The sequence below is a fragment of the Phocaeicola vulgatus ATCC 8482 genome, assembly GCF_000012825.1.
Classification (GTDB): domain Bacteria; phylum Bacteroidota; class Bacteroidia; order Bacteroidales; family Bacteroidaceae; genus Phocaeicola; species Phocaeicola vulgatus.
Window position 1 is genome coordinate 4,949,671 of sequence record NC_009614.1, and the last position, 21,705, is coordinate 4,971,375.

Genomic DNA, 21,705 nt, shown 5'->3' on the forward strand with positions numbered 1-21,705 from the left:
CAAAAAGTTATTTCAAATGAAGTTTGAAGACCAAACCGCCGGAAAAATATTTATAGCGGTTCAACTCTACTACGGCGTTGATGTAGTCTTTCCAGAAGCTGTACTCAAAACCACAATTTATCGATTTGCTATCATATTCTGCCATCAGATTCAAGTTATTTACCGCTTTGTTGATAAAGGAAATCGGGGACAGAGAGAATCGGAAATTGGCACCGATAGCGGGACCATTTAACGGATAGTCCTTCCGCCTGTTATAAACATATGCTAAATGAACACCTAGCTCTCCCATATTCTTAAATGCCAAATGTTTAGTTGCGACAATGAAATAGCGGTTCCAAAATCCATTACCTGTCCCCTTCGGATTTGAAAAGTTTGTACTACTGTCATCACCGGGGCGTGTCGTAACATCATTGGAACCAATAACAATTGCCGGCATATATTTCCACCATTGTCCCTCTTTCAATAAACGTAAGCGAACAGAAAAGTTTCTATCCTGATTTACGAACTTGCCATACGTGGACGGAACCCAGAATCCACACCCATAAACAGGATCGCATTTCATAGCCTTATGAAGTGTACAATCGTAAGCTACCTCCAGCCATGGAAAAAGAGTGATATTGATATAGTAGTTCAAAGTATTGTATGTCCATCGTGCTGGTGTGGCATGTTTTTCCAAAAATCCACCACCAAACATAAATGTTTTGTCACGCTGCATTTCGGCTGTAGGCATATTGAGGAGTCCTGTTGTTCCTGTTGTAAACTGGGCGTATAAACTCATATAGACTAATGTCCCGACAAGAATAAGAAGTATTTTTCTCATTTAATTTATTTCAGATAAAGATTGTCATTATCTTTATACCAATCAGCTATCGCTTCCTCAAAAGAATAATGGAATTTGTATCCTGAAGCTGAAAGCTTTTTCCCACAAATATTCGTAGATATCATCAGTTTTTTCACACGGGCAGGACAAATTCCCATGGGTGCGCCCAAACAACCAATTACTGTGGCAACCGGCATCAGCACCCATGCGGGTATCAATGGTACCACCTTTTTCAAATCTGTCACTTTCTTCATTGTTTCCACTATCTGTTCAATAGTATAAGCCGGCTCAAAAGTGCAGTTATATAATTCCACTCCCTGTTCATGATGTTCCAATCTATATAGCATAAAACGGACTAACTCCTTCACATAAATACATGCCTTTACAGTATCCTTTCTTCCGGGATATATAAATTTTCCGCCACGTATTCCCCAATAAAGACGAGTGAAGTTTCCATTTTCCCCTTTACCGAATACCACACCCGGACGAACGATCGTCAATTGTCTTTCTGCCTGATTCCTAGCTTGCCAAATCATGTGAATCTTTTCAGCAACCAATTTTGATATTCCATAAGGAGTATTAGGAGTAGGAACTGTAGTTTCTTCCTTCAATTCTTCCGCTGCACCATATGGAGCAATGGAGGAAGTGAATACAATTTTCTTTATTCCATACTTTTCCGCAAAAGCCGTCACATTCTCTGCACCAAGAACATTTGTTTCAAAGTAGGCATAATCAGGATGTCCCGGAGTACGATGTACGGCAGCAAAATTAAAGATAACATCATCAGCCGTAACATTTACCCCTTCAAGCACAATAGGCTTGCGAACATCACAGCGAATGAATGTTGAAGCCAATTTTTGCCCCTTGCGCAATGCAGGCTTATAATCCTCCACACTAGGCAACGGTGTACCCGGCTCTACTATATCAAGATTATATACATTACATTCAGGGTGCAATTCTTGGAGAAGGTTGGTCAGGTGAGTACCTATAAAGCCAGTCCCACCTGTTATAAAATAGTTCATACTCAATTATTTATTAAATTCTTTATATTTCTCCTCTACAAATTCTTTTATTTCCCTTTTAAACCGTTCCTCTGAAAATCTTTCTGCCCAACTACGGCAATCCTCATATTTGAAAGGAGCACTCCCCATCGTTTCAAACTCTTTCACTGCATTTACTATGGCATCGGCCGTCTGCTCATAAAAAAACATTCCGGTTTTTCCATCACAGACCGTTTCCAATGAACCTCCATGTCCATAAGCTATCACAGGAGTACCACAGGCTTCAGCCTCTATAGGAATCATACCGAAATCTTCATCTGCTGCAAAAATAAAAGCTTTGGCATGTTGCATCTTCTCTTTCAGCAAATTAAAAGGTTGATAACCCATCACTGTAATATTTTCATTGGCCAATTCTTTATAATTCTTCAAATTCGGTCCTCCTCCAATCACGATCAATTTCTTATCGGGCATCCTATTGAAGGCTTCAATGATGATGTCTATCTTCTTATATGCTACAAGTCTGCTACTCGCTAAATAGTAATTCTGTTTATCATTGCAATATTCAAAGTTAGAAATATCAATATTAGGGTGAATCGTCACAGAGTTCCTGCGATAAGTTTCTTTGATGCGCCTTCCCACATAATCTGAATTACTGATAAAATAATCCACACGAAAGCTGGAAAGCATATCCCACTTCCTGATATTGTGTAGCATATACCTTACAAGCCAGCTCTTGAATCCTTCAGCCAAATTTGCTTCTTCCAAATATTCGTTATACATATCCCATACATAACGAACTGGAGAATGACAATAACAAATATGTAACTGGTCGGCTTTTGTCAGTACTCCTTTTGCCACCGCGTGACTTGAAGATATAATCACATCATATCCCCGCAAATCAAATTGTTCTATTGCAAAAGGAAACAATGGAAGATAAGCCCGATGCTTCTTTGTCCCCAAAGGCATCTTTTGAATAAAAGATGTATGTACTTTTTTCCAATCAATTCCTAATTCATCACAGACTTCTTTCTTGGCTACTAACGTAAATATATCTGCATTTGGAAACACATCAGCTATAGCTTTGACTACTTTGTCGGAACCTCCAACGGTTACTAACCATTCTTGAATAATCGCTACTTTCATACAATAAAGATTTTCAAAATAGTAGATTTAAATAAATCGTAATCAAAAAGAGAAACACTCTGATAAGATTCTTCCGCCAGCTTATTATATAAAACTCTATCCTTAACCATCATTTCAATATATTGCTTTATGCTTAAAGAATCTCCAACAGGAACAAGGAACCCGTCAATACCATTCCTTATAATTTCTGCTTGACCACCAAGATTAGTTACTATTGCAGGTAGTCCTACACTCTTAGCTTCAACAAGCACTAATGGCAAAGCTTCAGGAATAATAGTCGGCACAACTACAATATCAATAGATTCATACAGTTCATTCATTATATTTTCGCTAAATCCCATAAATTTCACTTTACCATTTGATAATGTTTCCAAAGTATCATGTAGAGGTCCTTCACCATATAATCTAAATTCAACAGGAAGTTTTTCCGAAACTTTATCAGCAGCCTTAATATAATATTCAAATCCTTTTATCTTGATAAGACTTCCCATCGCTGCCACTACAAATTTGTCTTTATTTTTACGACCTTTAAAACCTTTATCATTAATATTAGGGTTGTACAGCAAAATTTTATTCGGTAATTTAATGGTATCATATACTGCTTTTGAAACACATAAAGACATCTCAGCTTTTTTCAAACAAGATCTATATAAAAAATAAAATATTGATTTTGTATTTTCAACTAAATGAGCATGATATATGAATGGGACACCATACATTACTTTCATCATATATGCATACAGTAATCCTTTCTTTGTTGTAACATAAATCAATGTTTTCTTAGTAACATAATATTTAATCTTTCTTAAATTTCCAGGAAAGAGACACGTCAACACCACCAAATCTAATAACCAATTCAAATATTTAAAAGGGAAAAAGAAACTTCGACCTTTTAGCAATACTTTAGAAGAATCCGGAAACTTTTCATTAATCATCTGTTCAAAACGAGTGCCTTTTGCAAAATCTACAAATACAAGTTCACAAGTTTTACTCAAAATCTCAGCTACTTGCAAAGTTATTTTTTGGCCTCCACCAAAATTTACCTTACCGGAATTCTCTATAATTATAATTCGCCTCATATACTCTTTCGATAATAGGATTTTAAGCTTATATTTTAACAAATAAAGAGGGTGATATTTATATTATAGCATCATGCTATATTAGAACATAATTTTAAATAGTTACATCGTATATATCTTATATTGCTTTGCATAACAGTATATTACAATCATACAGAACGATATAAAATAGGCATTAATAACGCAGTAATGTAGACACATAAAAAACAGAGTAATCAACAACATAAAATTCAATCTCTTATCATAAGTTTTATAAAAAGATTTAAGAAACCATAGAAGTAAAATAAAATTCACAATTCCCACTTGTGCCAACAAACGAGCTTCAAAACATTCACAGATATAGCCATGTATTAATAATGATTTTTGATAAGGAATTCCAATTCCTAATAGTATATTAGGAATATCATAGTTTAAAAAACACAAATTATCATTTAAGACATCATTCCTAGCTGAGTTAGAGCTTATTAAAGCGATATTTTGGATATCAATCCCAATAAATAAACTATAGACTATCAATACGAATATAATAACATGATATATCCCCAATCTTTTTCTTGTCATTTTCTGCCCCAAGTATATATTCAATTTTATTGCAATCAACAAAACCAACGCACATAATAGTGCTGTCTTGGCACCAGTAAGAAAAATTGCTACAACAAAAAGAATGTACCATAAATTAGTGAAATGACTATGAGAAAGTCTATTTCTAATGTACTGAAGGATGATTCCGACACAAAAAACGAAACCACTCTTTTGAGGCTGTAACATCAAGCCAAAAGGCCTAATTGCCATTAAACCAAGATTGTCCGATTCTCTCAAATATTGAGAATCAACATCATAAGATGCCATTGCCTTACCCACTAAAAAAATTCCATCATAATCACCTAAAGCCAACAAATTTATATAAGTAAATTCGTATAAGGTGAATAATATATGCATCTTGCAACACCAAAGACAAAGTTTTGATAATTTATCAAAATCCAAAGGTAATGATGCCATTACAGCCAACATTATCAAGAAAAGGAAAAATCTATAATTCTCATTAGCAAACCCAGCCTCATCAAAACCGTTGTAACTTATAAAGCTTGATATTATAAAATAAATAAAGAAGTATACAACAAATTTGCTTGCAGTTGGAGACCAAATTTTTTTAGTAAATTTATGTTTTGCAAATCCCCATACTACCAGTCCAAATGTCACAATCTCAAGTATTATAGATGTTGATACATAAAACCTTAATGGAGCTGCTAAAAAGATCAACAATACTAAAATGGAATATATATCAATCTTAAGTAGATAAGATTTTATATTAAGTATCATAATGCTTATTCACAAAAAACAACATTTAATAAATTGTATATACAATATACTACTTCACACACAAATAAAATTGTCAAAATAGAAAAGATTTAAAATATGCTTTCAATGTGACCTTAAAAAATTAGCATTCAATTTTGACATATAGCTCAAAGAAACTTGCCACAAGGCGATTTCCTAACAAACAACATCAAAAAGGATACTGATTTTTATGACTTGTTGTAAGCACTCAATTTAGGGCATCCCCCTTCGAAAGGGCACTTTTCAGTGCCCTAAACCGAGTTTTGTTAATTAATTAGTCTTGAATTTAACATTGGCTGGTAGCCAAAGTGATTTTGTCAGGAACCATGTTAACATAATCCCTGCATCCGTTAAAGATATTTTTGAAAAAAGTTCCGATGAAGTTCCAGATAGAACTGCCAAGAAGCTTTACCGTTCCTATCACACTGTGATAAGTTGCTGCCATCTCTGCACCGGCATCACTACCATAATGAAGTGAATTGTTGCGTTGAGTGGTCAGCTTTCGAATGGTTCGCTCAGCCAGGTTGTTGTCTATCGGTAATTCACCATCATCCAAGTAAGCAAAGATCTCTTTCCTGAACCGGTTCAGATAATTGAGAGCTTCTTTATAATACCGGCTTCTAAATTCTGAATCCTTTGACTGTTCACTATCTAACAAACTACGCAGCTCTATCAGGAGTTCCTTAGTTTCCAAGCTTTGCCTTTCTTGAAACCTTTCTTTTGGAGTTAATCCGGCATCATCGTATTCACGATCCCTCATAAAGAACTCCTTTAAAATTTCGGAAAAGCGTTCTGCAGTCGGTTCACCACCCTGATTGGAAGCCTTGACAAACTTGTTTTTGGCATGAGACATACAAACTTGGTGTACAGTATCTTTAAACCGGCCTAATTTCAGCTCATTGCCGATAAATACATAAGCATTGTATCCGTCGGACATAATACTCTTCAATTCTGCATCGCCCAAAAAGTCTGTAAGTACATCACGACCACACGAGCCATTCTCATAGAAGAAAATGGCTGTTTTCCGAGCCTTGTTGACTAGAACCCCAATGTAGCACTTCTTATAGTGATCATATTTACGCACTTTACACCAGGTCTCATCGCAGTTCACTATCGAGTCTTTTTCCAAAGCTATAGACTTCAATACACAGACCAGTTCGTCCAGGTATGTCTTGTCCTTCGTAAGCCAGTTGCGCAACGTATTTTTAGAAATGGTCATGCCCATATCTGTCAGCCATCGGTGAAGAAGACCAAAAGTCACATTCTTTACATAAACTTCGTAGGCAATAGCCTACAGAAATTCAGGAGTGGCTTTAGTACCCTCGAATCTAGTCATCACCTCAGGATGGCCTTCAGAAGGGAAATAACCCCACCTGGGCTTTTTACCAAGCTCTGCATAATGAACCATCTCAAAACATTCTTCCGCAAGGAAAGTACGGAAACTGAACACCCGTACCATTCTTCTTTCAATGAGGCGACCGGGAGCCTTTGTCAAATCAGAAGGATGCTCTGTCGCCTCTCCGGCTACTCCCATCGTTTTATAACCGTCAGGACGATTGGACAAATCACGTTCTTTCCCGGAAGGCTCTTTAACCCCCGGTGATTGGACATGATCAACCGAATCCGTGCGAAGCGTATCATCGGTTCCATCATAATCATCCTTCTCCTTGTTACGGTCTGAATCACCTGTCTTAGCTTTAGATTTGATCTTTTGACGTCGATCACCAAAACGTTCCTGATGGGCATAATCAAGTCTTTCCTGAAGTGATTTAATCTTACGTTCAGCTGATTTGCGAAGTTTATGCTCTTCTGACAACCGATTCTCAAGGTCAGCATGTTTCGATTCCATAGAGGACACCTGAGCCTTCAGATCCTTCATCTGAGCCATAAAATCCTCCAAAACAAGCTTCATGGCATCACTTGTCAACCTTAAATCCTGATTCTGTTCGGCAAGGTATTGTATGTACCGCTCTTTCTGATCCTCTGCCATACCTGCACTATAATTATAGGGTTGCGTGAGTAGGTTGCCCTACCCAACAACTCTCTTTTTGTTTTAACTATATCTTGCAGTTCGATCATACTTAAACCTTTTATTTACAGCACAAAAGGCAGTAAAATAATCATAAAACCACAAGTGTATATTTAATTTAATCATCTGATTTTTAACATTTTAGTTATCGGGATTTCAAGGATCAAAGCCACGTCTTTCCAGTCAATCCGATAAACAGTATCTGCCCCGTTCCGCTCCACTTTCATGAACTGATAACCTGCAACAAACTTCTTTTCGAACAGACTATATGAACGATTATCAAATGAAAACATACGGACTATTCTGCGATTTCGAGACATGACTATAAAGACGTCTCCATCATTGGGCTCACGGTGAAGCCGTTCACGAATGACAGACAACACACGGCTGTGTTTACAACGCATATCGGTAAAATCACGGATACAATAAAAATGATTGAAACCGGTAACACTCAACATAACCCCTCCAGCTTCTCTACCATCCGAACCCAATCCGGATAGCTTAAATTCTTTTGGGACAAATATAAGCCATTGCTTATACGAATGTCAACCCAAATACGAACAGGGGTATCATTTTTACTCTGTAATATAGGGTGAGATTGATCACTAGTCTTGGATTTTTCCTCATGACCTATTTCAGGAACACCATTAATCTGGACTTCAACTATTTTTTTCCGGATATCCTTTAACCATTTCTGAAAGATGTTATAAGGAACTTTGTGCTTAACACAAAATGATTGGAGGGATTCTCCATGAGGCAAAGCCTCGGTCTGGTATTGAAAGTAAAACCTTTCAAGATCTTCACTGCTATACATAAATCCTAATTTTTTTGTTCGCAGCGAAGATAGAGGTTTCAATCAATATCCATTTTTTAACGGCTTACAATCTTGATTACTTAACAAGCGTTATATAAAGGTAGAAAGAAAAAAGTCAAAGCTAAATAGACTAATAATGATATCTTTTTTTTCTAAATATATATATAAATCTTCGATATAAAGAAAACGGTAAAACAACATATGCAAAGTGAATTAATAATTTGAACGATAATCGCAAATTTTGAATAATCATACGTAAAACAGCTAATTTCTTCCCATGTAAAATTAAATATTCGACATCTGCATTAACACTCCTAACTTTAAGCCATTTCAATTCTTCAGAATATTGTTGGATTTCGTCCACACTCAACAAATTATATATTAAATCTGTATATAAACACATAAATTCTTTTCCCCATCCTGCCTTCTGTGTCACCGTCAAAGAGTCTGAATGCATCCGATATTTCATCAACGGACGAGCATCATAATATGCATCGTTCTTATATATCAATCTCAAAAAAAAATCATAATCCTCTACCAACTGATATTTAAAATCAAACTTTATATCATCAATTTTCATGCTGTTCACATTAATGACAGCAGCAGACATACCAACCATGTACTTTGACAATAAGTCTTTAAAAGTACGGTTTCCTGAGTTCTTTTCCGTGTTATATTCAACAAGTTCTTCACCATCAATCCAAGAATAATAATTACTATAATAAAATGAAAATTTATTTTTATAAATAGATAAGACACCTACAGCTCTTTCCAAAAAATCACGCTCCCAAACATCATCACTATCAAGAAATGTAAGAAACTGCCCTTTTATCTTATCTAAAGCTAAATTTCTAGCTTCTCCTAAAGTTGTATGTTTTGGAGCATAATAGAAATTAAACCGTTCATTTTTATACGACTTAATTATTGATGCTGTCGAATCAGTAGACTGGTTATCCCAAAATATCACTTCATAATTATGATATGTTTGGTTCAATATACTATCTATTGTTTCCCTAAGATACTTTTCACCATTATAGCAATTAACAATTATACTTACTAGAGGTTTATCCTCCATCATATACTCTTTTTAATTAGTCCACAAATATAATATACGTCATCCTCTACCATATCGGCATGTAATGGAAGAGTGATGAGTTGTTCGTAAATCTCGTCCGTATGCTTAAGAGTCGTATTATTTTGATTACCTGTAAACAATGTAAGCAAATGGTTGGGGCGATAATGTATGCCTGTTGCCACCCCATTGTCATTCAAACATTGTTTCACAATATCCCTCTTGCCACAAGTTATTCTAATAACAAAGATATGAGGAACCACTTCATTATAATTACAGGGTATAATTTTTATTCCCTTTACATTATCAAGTTCTTGCTGATAAATTTTTGCCAGCCTTTGACGTATTTCTTTAAACTTAGGAAATTTCTTCAGCTGAGTATAACCTATTGCGGCCATGATATTACTCATATGATAACGCCACCCCGGTTGATTGACATCAAACACCCATGTTCTTGTACCCTTGAATCTACTATCGGTATCATTCTGTACACTCAAAAGGCGAGCATCCTTAATTATTTTCTGTACATCAAGGTCCTCAGTAATTATCATCCCTCCTTCACCAGATGTTATATTCTTGATACCATCCATACTTATACACACCACATCACCAAAAGATCCTATTAACCGACCTTTATAATAAGTGCCAAATGCATGTGATGCATCTTCTATTACTCGTAGATTATGCTTTTTTGCAAATTCATATATAGCATCAAGATTACCACATTGTCCAGCATAATGTACAGGCATTATAGCCTTCGTTTTTGGAGTCAGTTTACGTTCGGCATCATCCAAATCGATAGTAAGCGTATCATCATCCACATCGCACGCCACAGGTATCCCACCTGTAGCTCTTATAGCTTGAAAACAAGCCACATATGTAAGAGACTGTACAAGTACTTCATCTCCATCTTTTATTCCTACACCTTGTACTGCAAGATGCAAAGCTGCCGTACCAGTATTTACAAGTGTCACGTCACGCCCAAAGAAATCTTTTAAATCATCTTCAAATTTATGTACATCCTGTCCCATACCCAAATACTCTCTATGAAGAACGTCTGTTACGGCATCTATTTCTTCCTTACCAATGCAAGATTTGGACAATCTAATATTTCTCATAAACATCATCATTTTATTATCGGTATTTCTCTTTCCCATTTTTTCCATGGAGCAACTCCATCAATAAGCAACTGTTCCAATAGATTTTTTTCACGTATATTATCCATACATTGCCAGAACCCCTTATGTGTATAAGACATTAGTTCACCTTCGGTAGCCAACTTATTCAATGGTTCTTTTTCAAATATGGTTTGATCTCCTTCTATATAATCGAACACTCTAGGTTCCAACACCATATATCCGGCATTAATAGGTACACCATCATTGATATTCTTCTCACGAAATGAACGAATGGAATTATTTTCATCAATATTTAAAACCCCCTTGTCTTGTGCTTGAATAACAGCAGTAAGAGTTGCTATTTTACCATGCTTTTTATGAAATGCCACAAGCTTATTGATGTCAACATCACACACACCATCACCATATGTCATCATAAAGGTTTCATTGTTAACATATTCCTTTATACGTTTGATACGGCCTCCGGTCAATGTGTTATATCCTGTATCAACTATCGTTACTTTCCAAGGTTCAAGATTTGAATGATGTACAGTTATTTCATTCTTACCGTTACGGAAGTTGAAGCTAACATCGGAATTGTAAAGAAAATAGTTTGCAAACCATTCCTTAATATATTCCTGTTTGTATCCAGCACAAATTATGAATTCATTATATCCATAATATGCATATTCCTTCATTATATGCCAAAGAATGGGCATACCGCAAATTTCAATCATGGGCTTTGGCTTAAATTGGCTCTCTTCACTAATACGCGAGCCAAAACCGCCTGCTAAAAGAACTACCTTCATATAGATCTGCTAATTTTGTTGAAATCAAACTTTATATCACTCTCTTCTATTGGAATGTTTACCTGCTCTAGAGGATCATGAGGAATATTGGCTACATTTAGAAGAATGCTTTTACCTTCACCTATTCCAACGAAGCCCATCCATACTCCAGCCGGTATTGTGATCCTTCGATACAATTCAGGTAATTCAGGTGACAATATCACCTCCATGTACTTTCCAAATGTAGAAGAGTTCTCACGCCCATCATATAAAACGAAATGTATCTTTCCTACAATACATACTAGGTTTAATGTCATTCTAGAATGACGTTTCCATGCCTTTACCAAACCTTGTAAAACACTTGAGAAATAAACTTCACCAAATCCTTCAAATCCAGGGTCAACACATTTCATTGCATGAAATACATCCCCTTTGGGATGAGTTATCTGTTTTAAGGGAGTCAGCAAAACTCCGTCAATTGTGATATTGTCCATTATTTCCAATTATTTTGCCCAATCAAGATTCTGTTTTTTTGCAGCTTCCATATATGCATTGATTTGTTTTTCTGTCAAAGCAAACATATCCTTAGCCTGCTCTACATAGAATGCACGATACCATTCAGCAATAAAATTCACACATTCGTCATAATGCAAGGTTGAATGCCAATGTAAATAAGCCAAGGCCTTATCACAGTTCAGCTTAAGCAATGTAGCTTCCTCAAAAGGTACATTGCCTGTGAGTTTTGCAGCTTTGTTCTTATCCAATCCCCATAAAGTAGCAAGATCTTGAAACAGTTCAAATACGGTTTTTGTCTGTTCTGCACGTGGACCAAAGTTGTAAGATTCCCCATTTTCGCATTTGCCTTCACATAAATATTGCGCCAACGTCAGATATCCACTTAATGGCTCAAGAACATGTTGCCAAGGACGAGTCGCCTTTGGACTTCTGATTTCTACAGTCTTTCCTTCTGAAAAAGCTTTCACACAATCTACAATAATTCTATCTTTTGCCCAATCACCGCCACCGATAACGTTACCAGCTCTAGCCACACCAAACTTAATGTTTGGCATTTTCTTGATAAATGAATGCCAATAACTCTTAATGACAAGTTCGGCAGCACCTTTAGATCCAGAATATATATCCTTACCTCCAATACCATCTGTTTCACGATACCCCCAAATCCACTCTACATTATCATACGCTTTATCAGAAGTAATTAGAACACAAGTACAATTCCAATCAATGTTCATGACAGCTTCACATACAACAGCTGTACCCACAATGTTAGTAGTCATTGTTTCAAATGGTTCGCGATAACTTGTCAAGACCAAAGCTTGTGCGGCAAGATGAATCAAAAAATCAGGTTTCACTTCCTGCACAAAATCATTAAATTCCCTTTTGTTTCTAATATCACCATAGTGTTGACATATCTTATCTTCAAGATGAAGTGTATCAAACATCGATGGAGTTGTCGGCACACCAATCGAATATCCATAAACCTCAGCTCCCATCATTTTAAGCCATGTAGACAGCCAAGTCCCTTTAAACCCAGTATTACCAGTAATAATAACCTTCTTATTCTTATAAATATTACTAAATGCCATAACTATATGTTTTTTTTATATTCCGCAAAAAGATATTTTGTTGTTTTGAATCTATAATAACCGGTAGATTCATAATCGATTTTCCTATTTTTTCCGCAACTGGGCATCCTCCCCAATGATATCCAAAGTCACATATATTTTCTTTTGTTGCAACAATCGGAGTTTTAAACCAAATCCAATCATCAATGTATGAGAATACAGTAAGAGCGAAATGAGTTGAATAAGCAATACGCAAAGGAATAATGTCACAACCAGTATCATAATAAGCTGCAGGCATATCTTCTTTTTTTTCTACAACCTGTAAAATTTCTTTAAGCCAACTCTGCCTTTGATGAATATTAGCTTTATATTGTTCAAGAACATGTAATCCAATCTTTGCCAAAACAGAAGGTAGTTTAGCAGGATAACTGTAATAAGGGTTTATTGCGATTTTGGCAGATGTTTCCAACTCCAAATAAGGAGATATTTCATTATGAATATGTAGCTTATTCATCAAAGCCTTTTTATAGTTCCGCATTATGTATATTTTATGATTTACAGTTTCTATGCGGTGTTCATCAATATAAGTCTTTAAGATCATTCGCTGATGTTCGTTACTTAAATCCCCACAATCATCACGCATTGCCCGAATAGATGTAGCTATGTCTATATCATTAGTATAAACAAAGCCTCCTATAAGTGTATTAAGAGGTTTGGTATGATCTGTTGAAAATATTGCAGCATCACCATAATTGCCAACTATAATACTTTTATATTTTGAACCAAAGGTCAACGCACAATCTTCCACTAAATAGCAACTATGAGATTTAGCAATCTCCTTTATTTTATCAATCTTACATGGAATTCCAAAAGAATGCTGAGCCACAACTACTTTTGTCCGATTCGTAATTTTGGACACTAAAGATTCTGCAGACATTCCTAAGGTATCCTTGTCGATATCCACATAAATTGGAGTTGCTCCAGTTCGCAAAACAGCATTAGCCATAACAGCACAAGTAAATCCTGTAAGAGCAACTTCATCGCCTTCTCTTATTCCCCAGCTTTTTAATAAAGAATAGAATGACATACGTCCTGATGCGAAAGTCACGACATGCCCTCCTCCAAGAAATTGGCTTAGTTCTTTTTCATAGCGATTAACATAATCAAGATTAGGAGCCTCTATCAGTGCTTCATAGTCTGACTGTTTTTCTGATATATCAATACTTGGAGAAATAAAGCTACTGATTTCAGACGTAAACAATAGTCTAAACATTTTTTTCATTTTTGATATTATCATAATCTCTAAATGGTTTCGTTTTCCATAATTCCTTTCTATTCAACGTCTAATAATTGACTTCACCAATGAATACATTTCTCTATTACAACACACTGATACTAGAATTGATATTAAAACAATCAATCCCATAACCAATAAATTATAACAAAGGGAAATCTTATTATATTCATAAGCCATATAAGGCTTTACAAGAGTACTTAATACTAATAGTACAATTAAAGGTAAAAACAAAGTTTTCAAAATTAGGAATAGTGAAACTATCTGACCAGCATTCTTTGCAAAATCTCTGTATAATGAATACCAATAAAGAATACCCAAAAATATAGGAATCAATCCTTTAGATATAGCGAACGAAAATACGCCCCATTTACCAACAGTAAAAAAAATTAATAACCAGTATAGTATAGGTTGAAATATATTAAACCTATTAAGTAAAGTAGTTTTTTCAATTGCAATAAAATAAGAAGAACTAGGGTTTGAGAGAAAGCAAGGAAAGAAACAAAACACCAAAAGTGATAAAATAGAACTGGATTCCTCATAATTGAATCCAACCCAACTTATAATAAATGGTTCACTCAGCATAGACAATCCAACAATGGGCAGAACTACCATTGGCGAGAGCATTAATAACATCCGATTCACAAATTTCATCAGTCCTACCCTGTCATTTTCACCAATCAAATGATTATATCGCGATGAATAAGGTGAATAAAGTAATGACACAAAGGTTCGTACAAAGGTCAATGCAGAAAAAGCTATGCCATAAACTGCTACTGCCTCCAGACCAACAAAATTTGAAATCGCGATTTGATCAAATTCATAGAACAACACCCAAGAAAGTATAGATATAAATGAAGCTCCCGTCAAGCCCTTTTCTTTATCAAAGATAATACGGTCAAAACGGATAGCTTTAAGAAATTCCACAAATGAATATTGATACTTTCGGACCTGAAAAGCTGCCATCAATACTACGGATAGGTTGATAAACTGCACGAATGCAAAATAAGGTACCAACAAATAATTTTCACTTCCAAAAAAAAAGAAAACTGATAAAATCTTCAGAATACTGCCTACCGCAGAGATACGCTGTAATTTATAATCTTCTACACGTATGGAATAAATCATATTAAGAATTCGTTGGCCAATGATTACCGGACAGGAAACAGACAACAGAATCAGCAAATAACGTGCCGTATAAAAATTTTCACTATCTGGTTCCAATTCAGGCATGAGAATTTGAGGGAATATGCTGATTATTCCAAATAGCAAAGCTATCAGCATAAACATGCTAAGCATAATAAATGCAGTAAAACCTATCGTACGAATTTCATTCTTTCGGTCACCACGAATATAATATTCCGCTGCATATTTCAATCCCGATGAAATAAAACCTAAATCAGCATACGAAAAGAATATAGTCAGAGACGTACAAACACTGTAAATACCAAAGAGTGTTTTATTTCCAGAAAGTGAAGGCATCACAATAAAAAGCGAAAGAAAACCTAAAATTATGGATAATCCTTGCCAAATGTAAATCCTAAAATATTTTCCGCGATATGATATGCTCATAGGTATCAAGTGAAAAGTTGGAAAATTAACTGAGGCTCTAGTTTGGTAAAGAAATAGTTTCTCAACCGATAGCCCTCGGTCATTGCATCCTCAATATTTAGATTCAATATCCTAACAATAGCATCCGAAAGTTCAGCCAAATTATTGGCAGTATACCACAATACTTCATTCACCTCTTCTATTTTATCAAAAAGAATGATGGAAAGCGGATCTTTCAGATTAATAACAGGGATTCCCAAACTTAAGGCTTCAAACATCACAGATGTGTTAGCTGCAAGAATTGCGTCTGCTTTCAGCAAGAAAGAGTTTACATTACCTTTTACTACTTCTAGCTTTCCCCCTGCCTTGTTTGTACAGGAAACCATCCATGATGAATTTGCATCAGGATGGGGCTTCAAAAGTATATTAATATTAGCATTAGAAGATTTAATAAAATCAGTGAGCAATTCGTATTTATACTCCATATCATAATTATCGAGTGCAAATGGCACCAAGAGCGTGAACTTATCATGAGGTTTGGTGCTTCTATGACTGCTATATATCTCTTGATTTCTCAGTGCAGGAGCTATATGCTTATACCCGTTATAATTTTGATAGAACTTTAGCAGATAACTGCTACATAAATAAATATCTTTTGGAGCAATATGACAAAATAATTCTTTATTCGATGCTATAATATGTGGAAAAATTGTTGAATCAGCAATAAATCCCATATATCCATGAACTTTTGCCTCTGGATAGTATTGATGCATTGCGTAATATACTGATTTGTCGTAGCTTTGGTTCTCAAACCAATCCACAAATAAGCAAATGTCAACATCCAATTCTTTCATTCTCATAATAGCTCTTTCCATCAAAATGGCATAGTAGAAATAACTCTGATTACTCTCTTTGTATGCCTTTCCCAAAAGCCATTGAAGACTGAATCCCTGATAAGTATAACTTGCAAAATCTGGCTTTTCAAAACGCCCCATATAGCGCCATGCGTAGAGGTAATCTTTAAAAAGTAAAAAATCACTCATAAAGAACAAGTTTTCCTTAGAATTGGCAACAATAATATCCAATTGCTTTTTTGAGGCAAAGGGCAAATACAAAGGCATGAAATATATTTGTTCTTTTTGGGCATCAATCAATTTATCTACAGAATTTCCATAAAAACGATCCCAATAGGCATCAACCTTTTTTGCAATAAAGGTATCAATGATAGTTAATCTTCCCCCTCGGCACACCTTATTACGCCTCTCTTTCGAACCGCTAAGCCATGAACAGAGTGACCATATTCCATATCGAATATTATTTTTCCATAAACGAATATTATTTTTCAAAGAACTTGTCTTACCATGCACATTTATCTTAGGATACAGATTTGAAATGGTTTTTCGCAACTCATCATTATCCACTATGATTTCTTCTATTATTTCTCCGCTACTTATAAGCTCTGATATCAATCGCAAGGACTCAAGTTCTGCCAGCATTGAAGAAAAAACGGTACTACGAGAATTTACGTTACAAACCAGCCATTCCAAACTATCACGATTATAATCAATTAACTGTTCGGTCAATGCATTATAGTCGGCAATCACATTTTTTTTCAGCTTTGCCTTTAATTTACTCTGTTCCAGAGTTAGTTCATTTAGATTTAATATCATCTATTTTATCTTTAATAAAGCTTCACTCAATAAATCTGCACTTGCTTTTCCAATCTCATCTTTTGTATAAAGATATTTATCAATAAATTCATCGTACACGCTATCAAACACCACAGGGACGGATATATCAGCATCTTCTGCATCAATATTTACCAATGGACTTTGGAAAAAACTAGAGTAACTCAACTCAGCTGCAATGCCATACTTGTTAACGACTTCATCAGTCGTGATAAACTTGATTGGTTTGTGCTGTATTATAAGAAAAGTAATAGCTGTACTCAAATGATTAATAGCCCATGCACAACCCTTACACAACTCCGCAGTCTTTCCAAATAATACGGGTCTGCCGTCAAAATAGTTATGTTCATGATATTTTTGAGCACTAGGATGTGCAGCTATAACTACAGGTAACCCATACTTATCCTCCACACGTTTCAGGTAATTATTTACTGATTTAAAATATTGTTCAGGATCAATATGTCCACTGGCAGTTAGTTCAAAATCAGGATGGAAAGGCATATAAGCATCAATAAACACAATATATTTCCTATCATTATACCTTTCCATTTTATCCACCTTATTAAAATGCTCTATATCATAGTCTACAATTGTTATTTTCTGCGTCTTGTCGGAAATAAGTTGAGATGCAGAGTTAATACTGTGTACACCTTGAGTCACAGCATAATCAAAATCTTTTAAATAACCAATTTTTCTCAATAGAGGAATAGACCTATGAATGAAATAATACCTCACTCTAATCGGGTTAAACAAAAGTTTAAGTCTATGCTCCATTCTATTTTTGGGGAGAGGCAAATGCATACTTCCAATATTGAAATAGCCAACATTTTTTTGTTTTGCTTTGCTTAAAATTCTAAACAACTTCAAACAAGGAGCAAATACAGGCATTAATGAAATGAGAATAGCATCTTTATTGCGATCTAGATTTATAATCCGCTGAATTTCTTTCCAAGATTTGGGTATAGTTTCACAACCTTTAGAAGGTACATTACTTAATAAACCAACTAACGGTCCAATCCAAACATACTCAATTGGGAATCCCTTTTCTTGCAATTGTTTTAACAGAAACCTATCATTATAGACTTCTTTCCAAGGTTCAATATTAAAAAAAAACAGTTTTGGCAGATTTTGATTTGACATCCTTATTTTTTATTATAATTATCTCTAATATTTAAAGTATTAACCACTTTTTCTGTTTCAAAAAATACCATATTTGTCCTAAATATCAAAATTCTCTTTCACAATCATTGGCTTTATATTATACCCATAAATATCCATAGTTGCTACCCTTCAAACTCAAAATATAGAGAATTCTTTAAACTCATTTTCACCAGTCAAGTATACTTCCCCATAATCCTTATCCAGCCTTTATGTTAAAGCGGTATTTAACACCGGGGTATAAAAACTCCCCACCATATTTTTCCCCTTCCAGTTCCACATCCAATCCTTGTTCCAGTGCCAGATTCATACCCGGAAGAATATCCCAAGAATAACATCCTTTCAGATGTAAAAACTGTCTGTAACAGCCTCGTATAACATTATACATATTATACATGCAACACCCCATAATACGATATTCAGAGCCCTGTTCCAACCTCTTAAAATCTTCAGGTTGCATATAAGATGACAGCCCACAAATTCTTGAACCAATAATTTTAGAAAACTGATCACCTGTACATAAACGAATTCCCAATTCGGGTAACATAATCATACTTTGATAATGCCTCATTCCTTTATAAACAGAAATGCCGACTCCCCATTCCTTCAGACCTGAAACAAAATTCTCCGTACCGTCTATCGGGTCTACCGTTATCACATACTCAACTTCTTCCAAACGTGACAAATTCGTTTCTGTTTCCTCTGAAATAACCAAATAATCCTTCAGATTGGAGTCCAAGAAATCAAAAATGAGTTTTTCACACAATTTGTCCCCTTTGGAAACAAAGGTATGATCGGATTTCAACTCTGAAGTATTCCGTAAGGAGAGAATTTCAGGCAAATGAAGCATAATCAGTTCATGTATGCTTCTACAAATATCCGGTTCATTCATATAGAGACGGAGTTAAAAATTCAATATCCATAACCTTTCCTATTTCACTGATGCGATGCTTTATCGCTTTATTCATTTCCAAGACATAATCCCTATCCTGAATCAGATTCAAACGCTCCTGATAGTAGTTTCCCTTTTTCATAGAGTAACCGTCCATACCTGCCAGATAAACTTTTCGAGGAGACAGTTTCTGTAAAAGGTTCAAAGCCATCAGAGCCGAATTATCACGAATAATGTCCACTTCGTTCAGCAAAGAAACATAATTGACACAATAGCCAGATTGTTCTTGATTTGCACGAATATTGGACGTATAAATCAAACTCACCTCCTTTTTCATCGGATTAAAAGTCGTAGCATACCGCTTGGCATTAGCCAAGAAAGTAAAGTCACAATCCATAAAATCAGGAACAAAGGTCACAGAAATAAGCAGACAGTTCTCCGAATTCTGTTTCTGGACAATTTCGTCATAACAGTCTGTAATTGAACCTCCTGGAGCCATCAGTATAATATTTCTTCCACCTATTTTTTCTTTCAAGTTCTTTAAGACATAAGTATCATCCACCTCATGAGATTGATACTCCAAATAAATCCTATTTACCAATTCCTTATTGTATAAAGAACGCTTTTCGACAGGAATCATATGCAATATGGCAGAAATTTCCTTCACAGCAAGCGTCTGTTTCTGAGCCAGATAAGAGGCATAATTAGGATGACAACCATTAATAGCCGCCAAATAATAAGGAACAGTATACCCCCACTCATGTTTCTGCCTAATATGAATGATGAATTCATCAACAACCTCCAACAATGGCTCTATAGCATACATATGCCCTTCACGGTCATTAACATAATTGGCAATCAGTTCCGTATTCAGGTTTCCGGCCCCTCGTCCCATTCCATAGATAGAAGCATCCAACGAAATGACACGGTCGCCTACATATTCAAAAAACTCCTGAGAGTTGGAAAAGGAAAGCTGTAAGTTATTGTGGGAATGAAAACCCATATTTATTGACTTGTCCAGATTAGTATTGATCAGATAAAAAAATCTGGCTATATCATTCTTGTGCATCAGTCCCAAAGTGTCTACCAGATAAAAGGAATAGGGTTGCAACTCATTCACCTTCTCTATCAGATGGAGAAGCTGGATATCAGTATAACTGGACGTGCCTACCGGTTGCACAAAAACCTTATAGCCTTTTTCTTTTATTTCCCGACAGTATTCCAAAGCACCCTCCACTTCATCATAATGAAAAGTGACCCGTATTCCATCTATGGAATTTCTAGTACAAGGACTCAGCTGACTCAGATCGTATTCACCATAACAGACCATCGCTACAAACATGGTACGTCCATGTTCATTAGGTAACAGGGAGGCTATCTGCTCTGCGGCATTAAAAATGGAGGTATCCTCGTCGTATTCACCATCCTCCAAAAATCCACATTCCACTATATCCAAACCTGCATGGGTCAGTTGTTGAAGAATTTTCCGTATGGCATATTTACCGAATCGGAAATTATTGATGTACCCTCCATCACGCAAAGTACAATCTAATAGTTGGATTTTGCTCATAATACGATCTCCTTATTTTTAACCCTGCGCTCTAAGACTTCTGTCACAATTTTCACATCAGCCTGCGTATCTACAGATAAAGTTTCAGCTGGAATCTCTACAAACTTTATTTTTTTTCCGTTTTCCAAAAAACGATATTCGTCAATATCCTCTATACTTTCAATTTTTCCACGTTTATTATCCTTGCAGAAAAGCAAGGCAGAACGTGAGAAACATTGTATTCCAACAAATTTCATATAGTCAAAATCCGAGCTGGCCTTTGGATATGGAATAGGAGTCCTAGCCATATACATTGCATATCCTAAATTATCCGTTACCACCTTTATACGAGAAATGTCCGCCACCTCCACTGTCTTTTTTATTTTAGTCATAGCATTAGCAAAATAAAAATCAACAGGATTCAAGTCGGAAGTAGGTAAAAGTCGTTCTACATATTCGGGCATCATCAAAGGTTCATCACCATTAATATTAATATAAAAATCAGACTCTATATTTTCGGCGAATTCAGCCAAGCGATCAAGATGCGTGGGATGACTATCTGAAGTCATCACATATTTAATTCCATAATCCGAACAAACCTTTCTAATACGTTCATCATCCGTTGCCACATAAATTTCACTCAATCCTTTTACTTGACAAAGCTGATGATGAACCCACCAAATCATAGGTTTACCACAAAGGTTTACTAACGGTTTACCTTCAAAACGCGTAGACTTATAGCGCGCAGGAATTACTGCTATTACTTTCATTGTATGTTGTATTTTAAA

The 21,705-nt window shown here is 35.5% G+C and carries 19 protein-coding genes and 1 pseudogene; all 20 read right to left on the reverse strand.

The window, feature by feature from the left end; translation table 11 throughout:
• Nucleotides 1-7: 7 nt before the first annotated feature.
• Entirely contained in the window at nt 8-820 is an 813-nt protein-coding gene (locus BVU_RS20135; RefSeq protein ID WP_005838982.1) for a YjbH domain-containing protein, read from the reverse strand.
• Nucleotides 821-825: 5 nt separating this feature from the next.
• On the reverse strand, nt 826-1,842 hold the full coding sequence (locus BVU_RS20140) for an NAD-dependent epimerase/dehydratase family protein (RefSeq protein ID WP_005838979.1): 1,017 nt from the start codon (nt 1,840-1,842) through the stop codon (nt 826-828).
• Nucleotides 1,843-1,848: 6 nt separating this feature from the next.
• A complete protein-coding gene (locus BVU_RS20145) occupies nt 1,849-2,964 on the reverse strand; it encodes a glycosyltransferase (RefSeq protein WP_005838977.1) in 1,116 nt (371 codons plus the stop codon).
• The gene (locus tag BVU_RS20150) at nt 2,961-4,043 is read right to left on the reverse strand and encodes a glycosyltransferase (RefSeq protein WP_005838975.1); all 1,083 of its coding nucleotides are present in this window, start codon (nt 4,041-4,043) and stop codon (nt 2,961-2,963) included. Before BVU_RS20150 ends, BVU_RS20145 begins: the two co-directional genes overlap by 4 nt.
• Before the next feature lie 102 nt (nt 4,044-4,145).
• Nucleotides 4,146-5,363 (reverse strand): hypothetical protein, encoded by a 1,218-nt coding sequence (locus BVU_RS20155; RefSeq protein ID WP_005838973.1) that lies wholly within the window; start codon nt 5,361-5,363, stop codon nt 4,146-4,148.
• A 304-nt stretch (nt 5,364-5,667) separates the two neighbouring features.
• Nucleotides 5,668-7,460 (reverse strand): annotated as a pseudogene (locus BVU_RS22020) (IS66 family transposase).
• Nucleotides 7,461-7,532: 72 nt separating this feature from the next.
• Nucleotides 7,533-7,868 (reverse strand): IS66 family insertion sequence element accessory protein TnpB, encoded by a 336-nt coding sequence (gene tnpB, locus BVU_RS20170; RefSeq protein WP_005838966.1) that lies wholly within the window; start codon nt 7,866-7,868, stop codon nt 7,533-7,535.
• On the reverse strand, nt 7,862-8,224 hold the full coding sequence (locus tag BVU_RS22590; RefSeq protein ID WP_012055989.1) for a hypothetical protein: 363 nt from the start codon (nt 8,222-8,224) through the stop codon (nt 7,862-7,864). The genes tnpB and BVU_RS22590 overlap by 7 nt, the downstream gene beginning before the upstream one ends.
• A 130-nt stretch (nt 8,225-8,354) precedes the next feature.
• On the reverse strand, nt 8,355-9,302 hold the full coding sequence (locus tag BVU_RS20180; protein ID WP_005838964.1) for a glycosyltransferase family 2 protein: 948 nt from the start codon (nt 9,300-9,302) through the stop codon (nt 8,355-8,357).
• Complete coding sequence (locus BVU_RS20185) at nt 9,299-10,414, reverse strand: DegT/DnrJ/EryC1/StrS family aminotransferase (RefSeq protein ID WP_012055990.1); 1,116 nt, start codon at nt 10,412-10,414, stop codon at nt 9,299-9,301. Before BVU_RS20185 ends, BVU_RS20180 begins: the two co-directional genes overlap by 4 nt.
• Before the next feature lie 8 nt (nt 10,415-10,422).
• A complete protein-coding gene (rfbF, locus tag BVU_RS20190; protein WP_005847178.1) occupies nt 10,423-11,223 on the reverse strand; it encodes a glucose-1-phosphate cytidylyltransferase in 801 nt (266 codons plus the stop codon).
• On the reverse strand, nt 11,220-11,696 hold the full coding sequence (locus tag BVU_RS20195) for a dTDP-4-dehydrorhamnose 3,5-epimerase family protein (protein WP_005847176.1): 477 nt from the start codon (nt 11,694-11,696) through the stop codon (nt 11,220-11,222). The genes rfbF and BVU_RS20195 overlap by 4 nt, the downstream gene beginning before the upstream one ends.
• A gap of 9 nt (nt 11,697-11,705) precedes the next feature.
• Entirely contained in the window at nt 11,706-12,806 is a 1,101-nt protein-coding gene (rfbG, locus tag BVU_RS20200; protein WP_005847174.1) for a CDP-glucose 4,6-dehydratase, read from the reverse strand.
• A complete protein-coding gene (locus BVU_RS20205; protein ID WP_100069360.1) occupies nt 12,796-14,082 on the reverse strand; it encodes a DegT/DnrJ/EryC1/StrS family aminotransferase in 1,287 nt (428 codons plus the stop codon). Before BVU_RS20205 ends, rfbG begins: the two co-directional genes overlap by 11 nt.
• Nucleotides 14,083-14,121: 39 nt before the next feature.
• Entirely contained in the window at nt 14,122-15,651 is a 1,530-nt protein-coding gene (locus tag BVU_RS20210) for an LPS biosynthesis protein (protein ID WP_012055992.1), read from the reverse strand.
• Between the two features lie 5 nt (nt 15,652-15,656).
• Nucleotides 15,657-17,300 carry a hypothetical protein gene (locus BVU_RS20215; RefSeq protein WP_005847166.1) on the reverse strand — a complete coding sequence of 548 codons (1,644 nt, stop codon included), beginning with the start codon at nt 17,298-17,300 and terminating at the stop codon, nt 15,657-15,659.
• Complete coding sequence (locus tag BVU_RS20220; RefSeq protein ID WP_012055993.1) at nt 17,301-18,458, reverse strand: hypothetical protein; 1,158 nt, start codon at nt 18,456-18,458, stop codon at nt 17,301-17,303. It abuts the gene before it with no gap.
• A gap of 217 nt (nt 18,459-18,675) precedes the next feature.
• Complete coding sequence (locus tag BVU_RS20225) at nt 18,676-19,368, reverse strand: inositol monophosphatase family protein (RefSeq protein WP_012055994.1); 693 nt, start codon at nt 19,366-19,368, stop codon at nt 18,676-18,678.
• On the reverse strand, nt 19,361-20,938 hold the full coding sequence (locus BVU_RS20230) for an aldolase catalytic domain-containing protein (RefSeq protein WP_005847160.1): 1,578 nt from the start codon (nt 20,936-20,938) through the stop codon (nt 19,361-19,363). The genes BVU_RS20225 and BVU_RS20230 overlap by 8 nt, the downstream gene beginning before the upstream one ends.
• Nucleotides 20,935-21,687: a 3-deoxy-manno-octulosonate cytidylyltransferase gene (locus BVU_RS20235; protein WP_012055995.1), complete on the reverse strand. Its 753-nt coding sequence runs from the start codon at nt 21,685-21,687 to the stop codon at nt 20,935-20,937. Before BVU_RS20235 ends, BVU_RS20230 begins: the two co-directional genes overlap by 4 nt.
• Nucleotides 21,688-21,705: the final 18 nt, after the last annotated feature.

Bases quoted from the DNA above. Each gene is read 5' to 3' on its own strand.
- BVU_RS20180 (WP_005838964.1), bottom strand. From the start codon at position 9,302: ATGATGGAGGATAAACCTCTAGTAAGTATAATTGTTAATTGCTATAAT.
- BVU_RS20140 (WP_005838979.1), bottom strand. From the start codon at position 1,842: ATGAACTATTTTATAACAGGTGGGACTGGCTTTATAGGTACTCACCTG.
- BVU_RS20150 (WP_005838975.1), bottom strand. From the start codon at position 4,043: ATGAGGCGAATTATAATTATAGAGAATTCCGGTAAGGTAAATTTTGGT.
- BVU_RS20135 (WP_005838982.1), bottom strand. From the start codon at position 820: ATGAGAAAAATACTTCTTATTCTTGTCGGGACATTAGTCTATATGAGT.
- BVU_RS20215 (WP_005847166.1), bottom strand. From the start codon at position 17,300: ATGATATTAAATCTAAATGAACTAACTCTGGAACAGAGTAAATTAAAG.
- rfbF (WP_005847178.1), bottom strand. From the start codon at position 11,223: ATGAAGGTAGTTCTTTTAGCAGGCGGTTTTGGCTCGCGTATTAGTGAA.
- BVU_RS20210 (WP_012055992.1), bottom strand. From the start codon at position 15,651: ATGAGCATATCATATCGCGGAAAATATTTTAGGATTTACATTTGGCAA.
- BVU_RS20195 (WP_005847176.1), bottom strand. From the start codon at position 11,696: ATGGACAATATCACAATTGACGGAGTTTTGCTGACTCCCTTAAAACAG.
- BVU_RS20185 (WP_012055990.1), bottom strand. From the start codon at position 10,414: ATGAGAAATATTAGATTGTCCAAATCTTGCATTGGTAAGGAAGAAATA.
- BVU_RS20145 (WP_005838977.1), bottom strand. From the start codon at position 2,964: ATGAAAGTAGCGATTATTCAAGAATGGTTAGTAACCGTTGGAGGTTCC.
- rfbG (WP_005847174.1), bottom strand. From the start codon at position 12,806: ATGGCATTTAGTAATATTTATAAGAATAAGAAGGTTATTATTACTGGT.
- BVU_RS20225 (WP_012055994.1), bottom strand. From the start codon at position 19,368: ATGAATGAACCGGATATTTGTAGAAGCATACATGAACTGATTATGCTT.
- BVU_RS20235 (WP_012055995.1), bottom strand. From the start codon at position 21,687: ATGAAAGTAATAGCAGTAATTCCTGCGCGCTATAAGTCTACGCGTTTT.
- tnpB (WP_005838966.1), bottom strand. From the start codon at position 7,868: ATGTTGAGTGTTACCGGTTTCAATCATTTTTATTGTATCCGTGATTTT.
- BVU_RS20220 (WP_012055993.1), bottom strand. From the start codon at position 18,458: ATGTCAAATCAAAATCTGCCAAAACTGTTTTTTTTTAATATTGAACCT.
- BVU_RS22590 (WP_012055989.1), bottom strand. From the start codon at position 8,224: ATGTATAGCAGTGAAGATCTTGAAAGGTTTTACTTTCAATACCAGACC.
- BVU_RS20205 (WP_100069360.1), bottom strand. From the start codon at position 14,082: ATGATAATATCAAAAATGAAAAAAATGTTTAGACTATTGTTTACGTCT.
- BVU_RS20155 (WP_005838973.1), bottom strand. From the start codon at position 5,363: ATGATACTTAATATAAAATCTTATCTACTTAAGATTGATATATATTCC.
- BVU_RS20230 (WP_005847160.1), bottom strand. From the start codon at position 20,938: ATGAGCAAAATCCAACTATTAGATTGTACTTTGCGTGATGGAGGGTAC.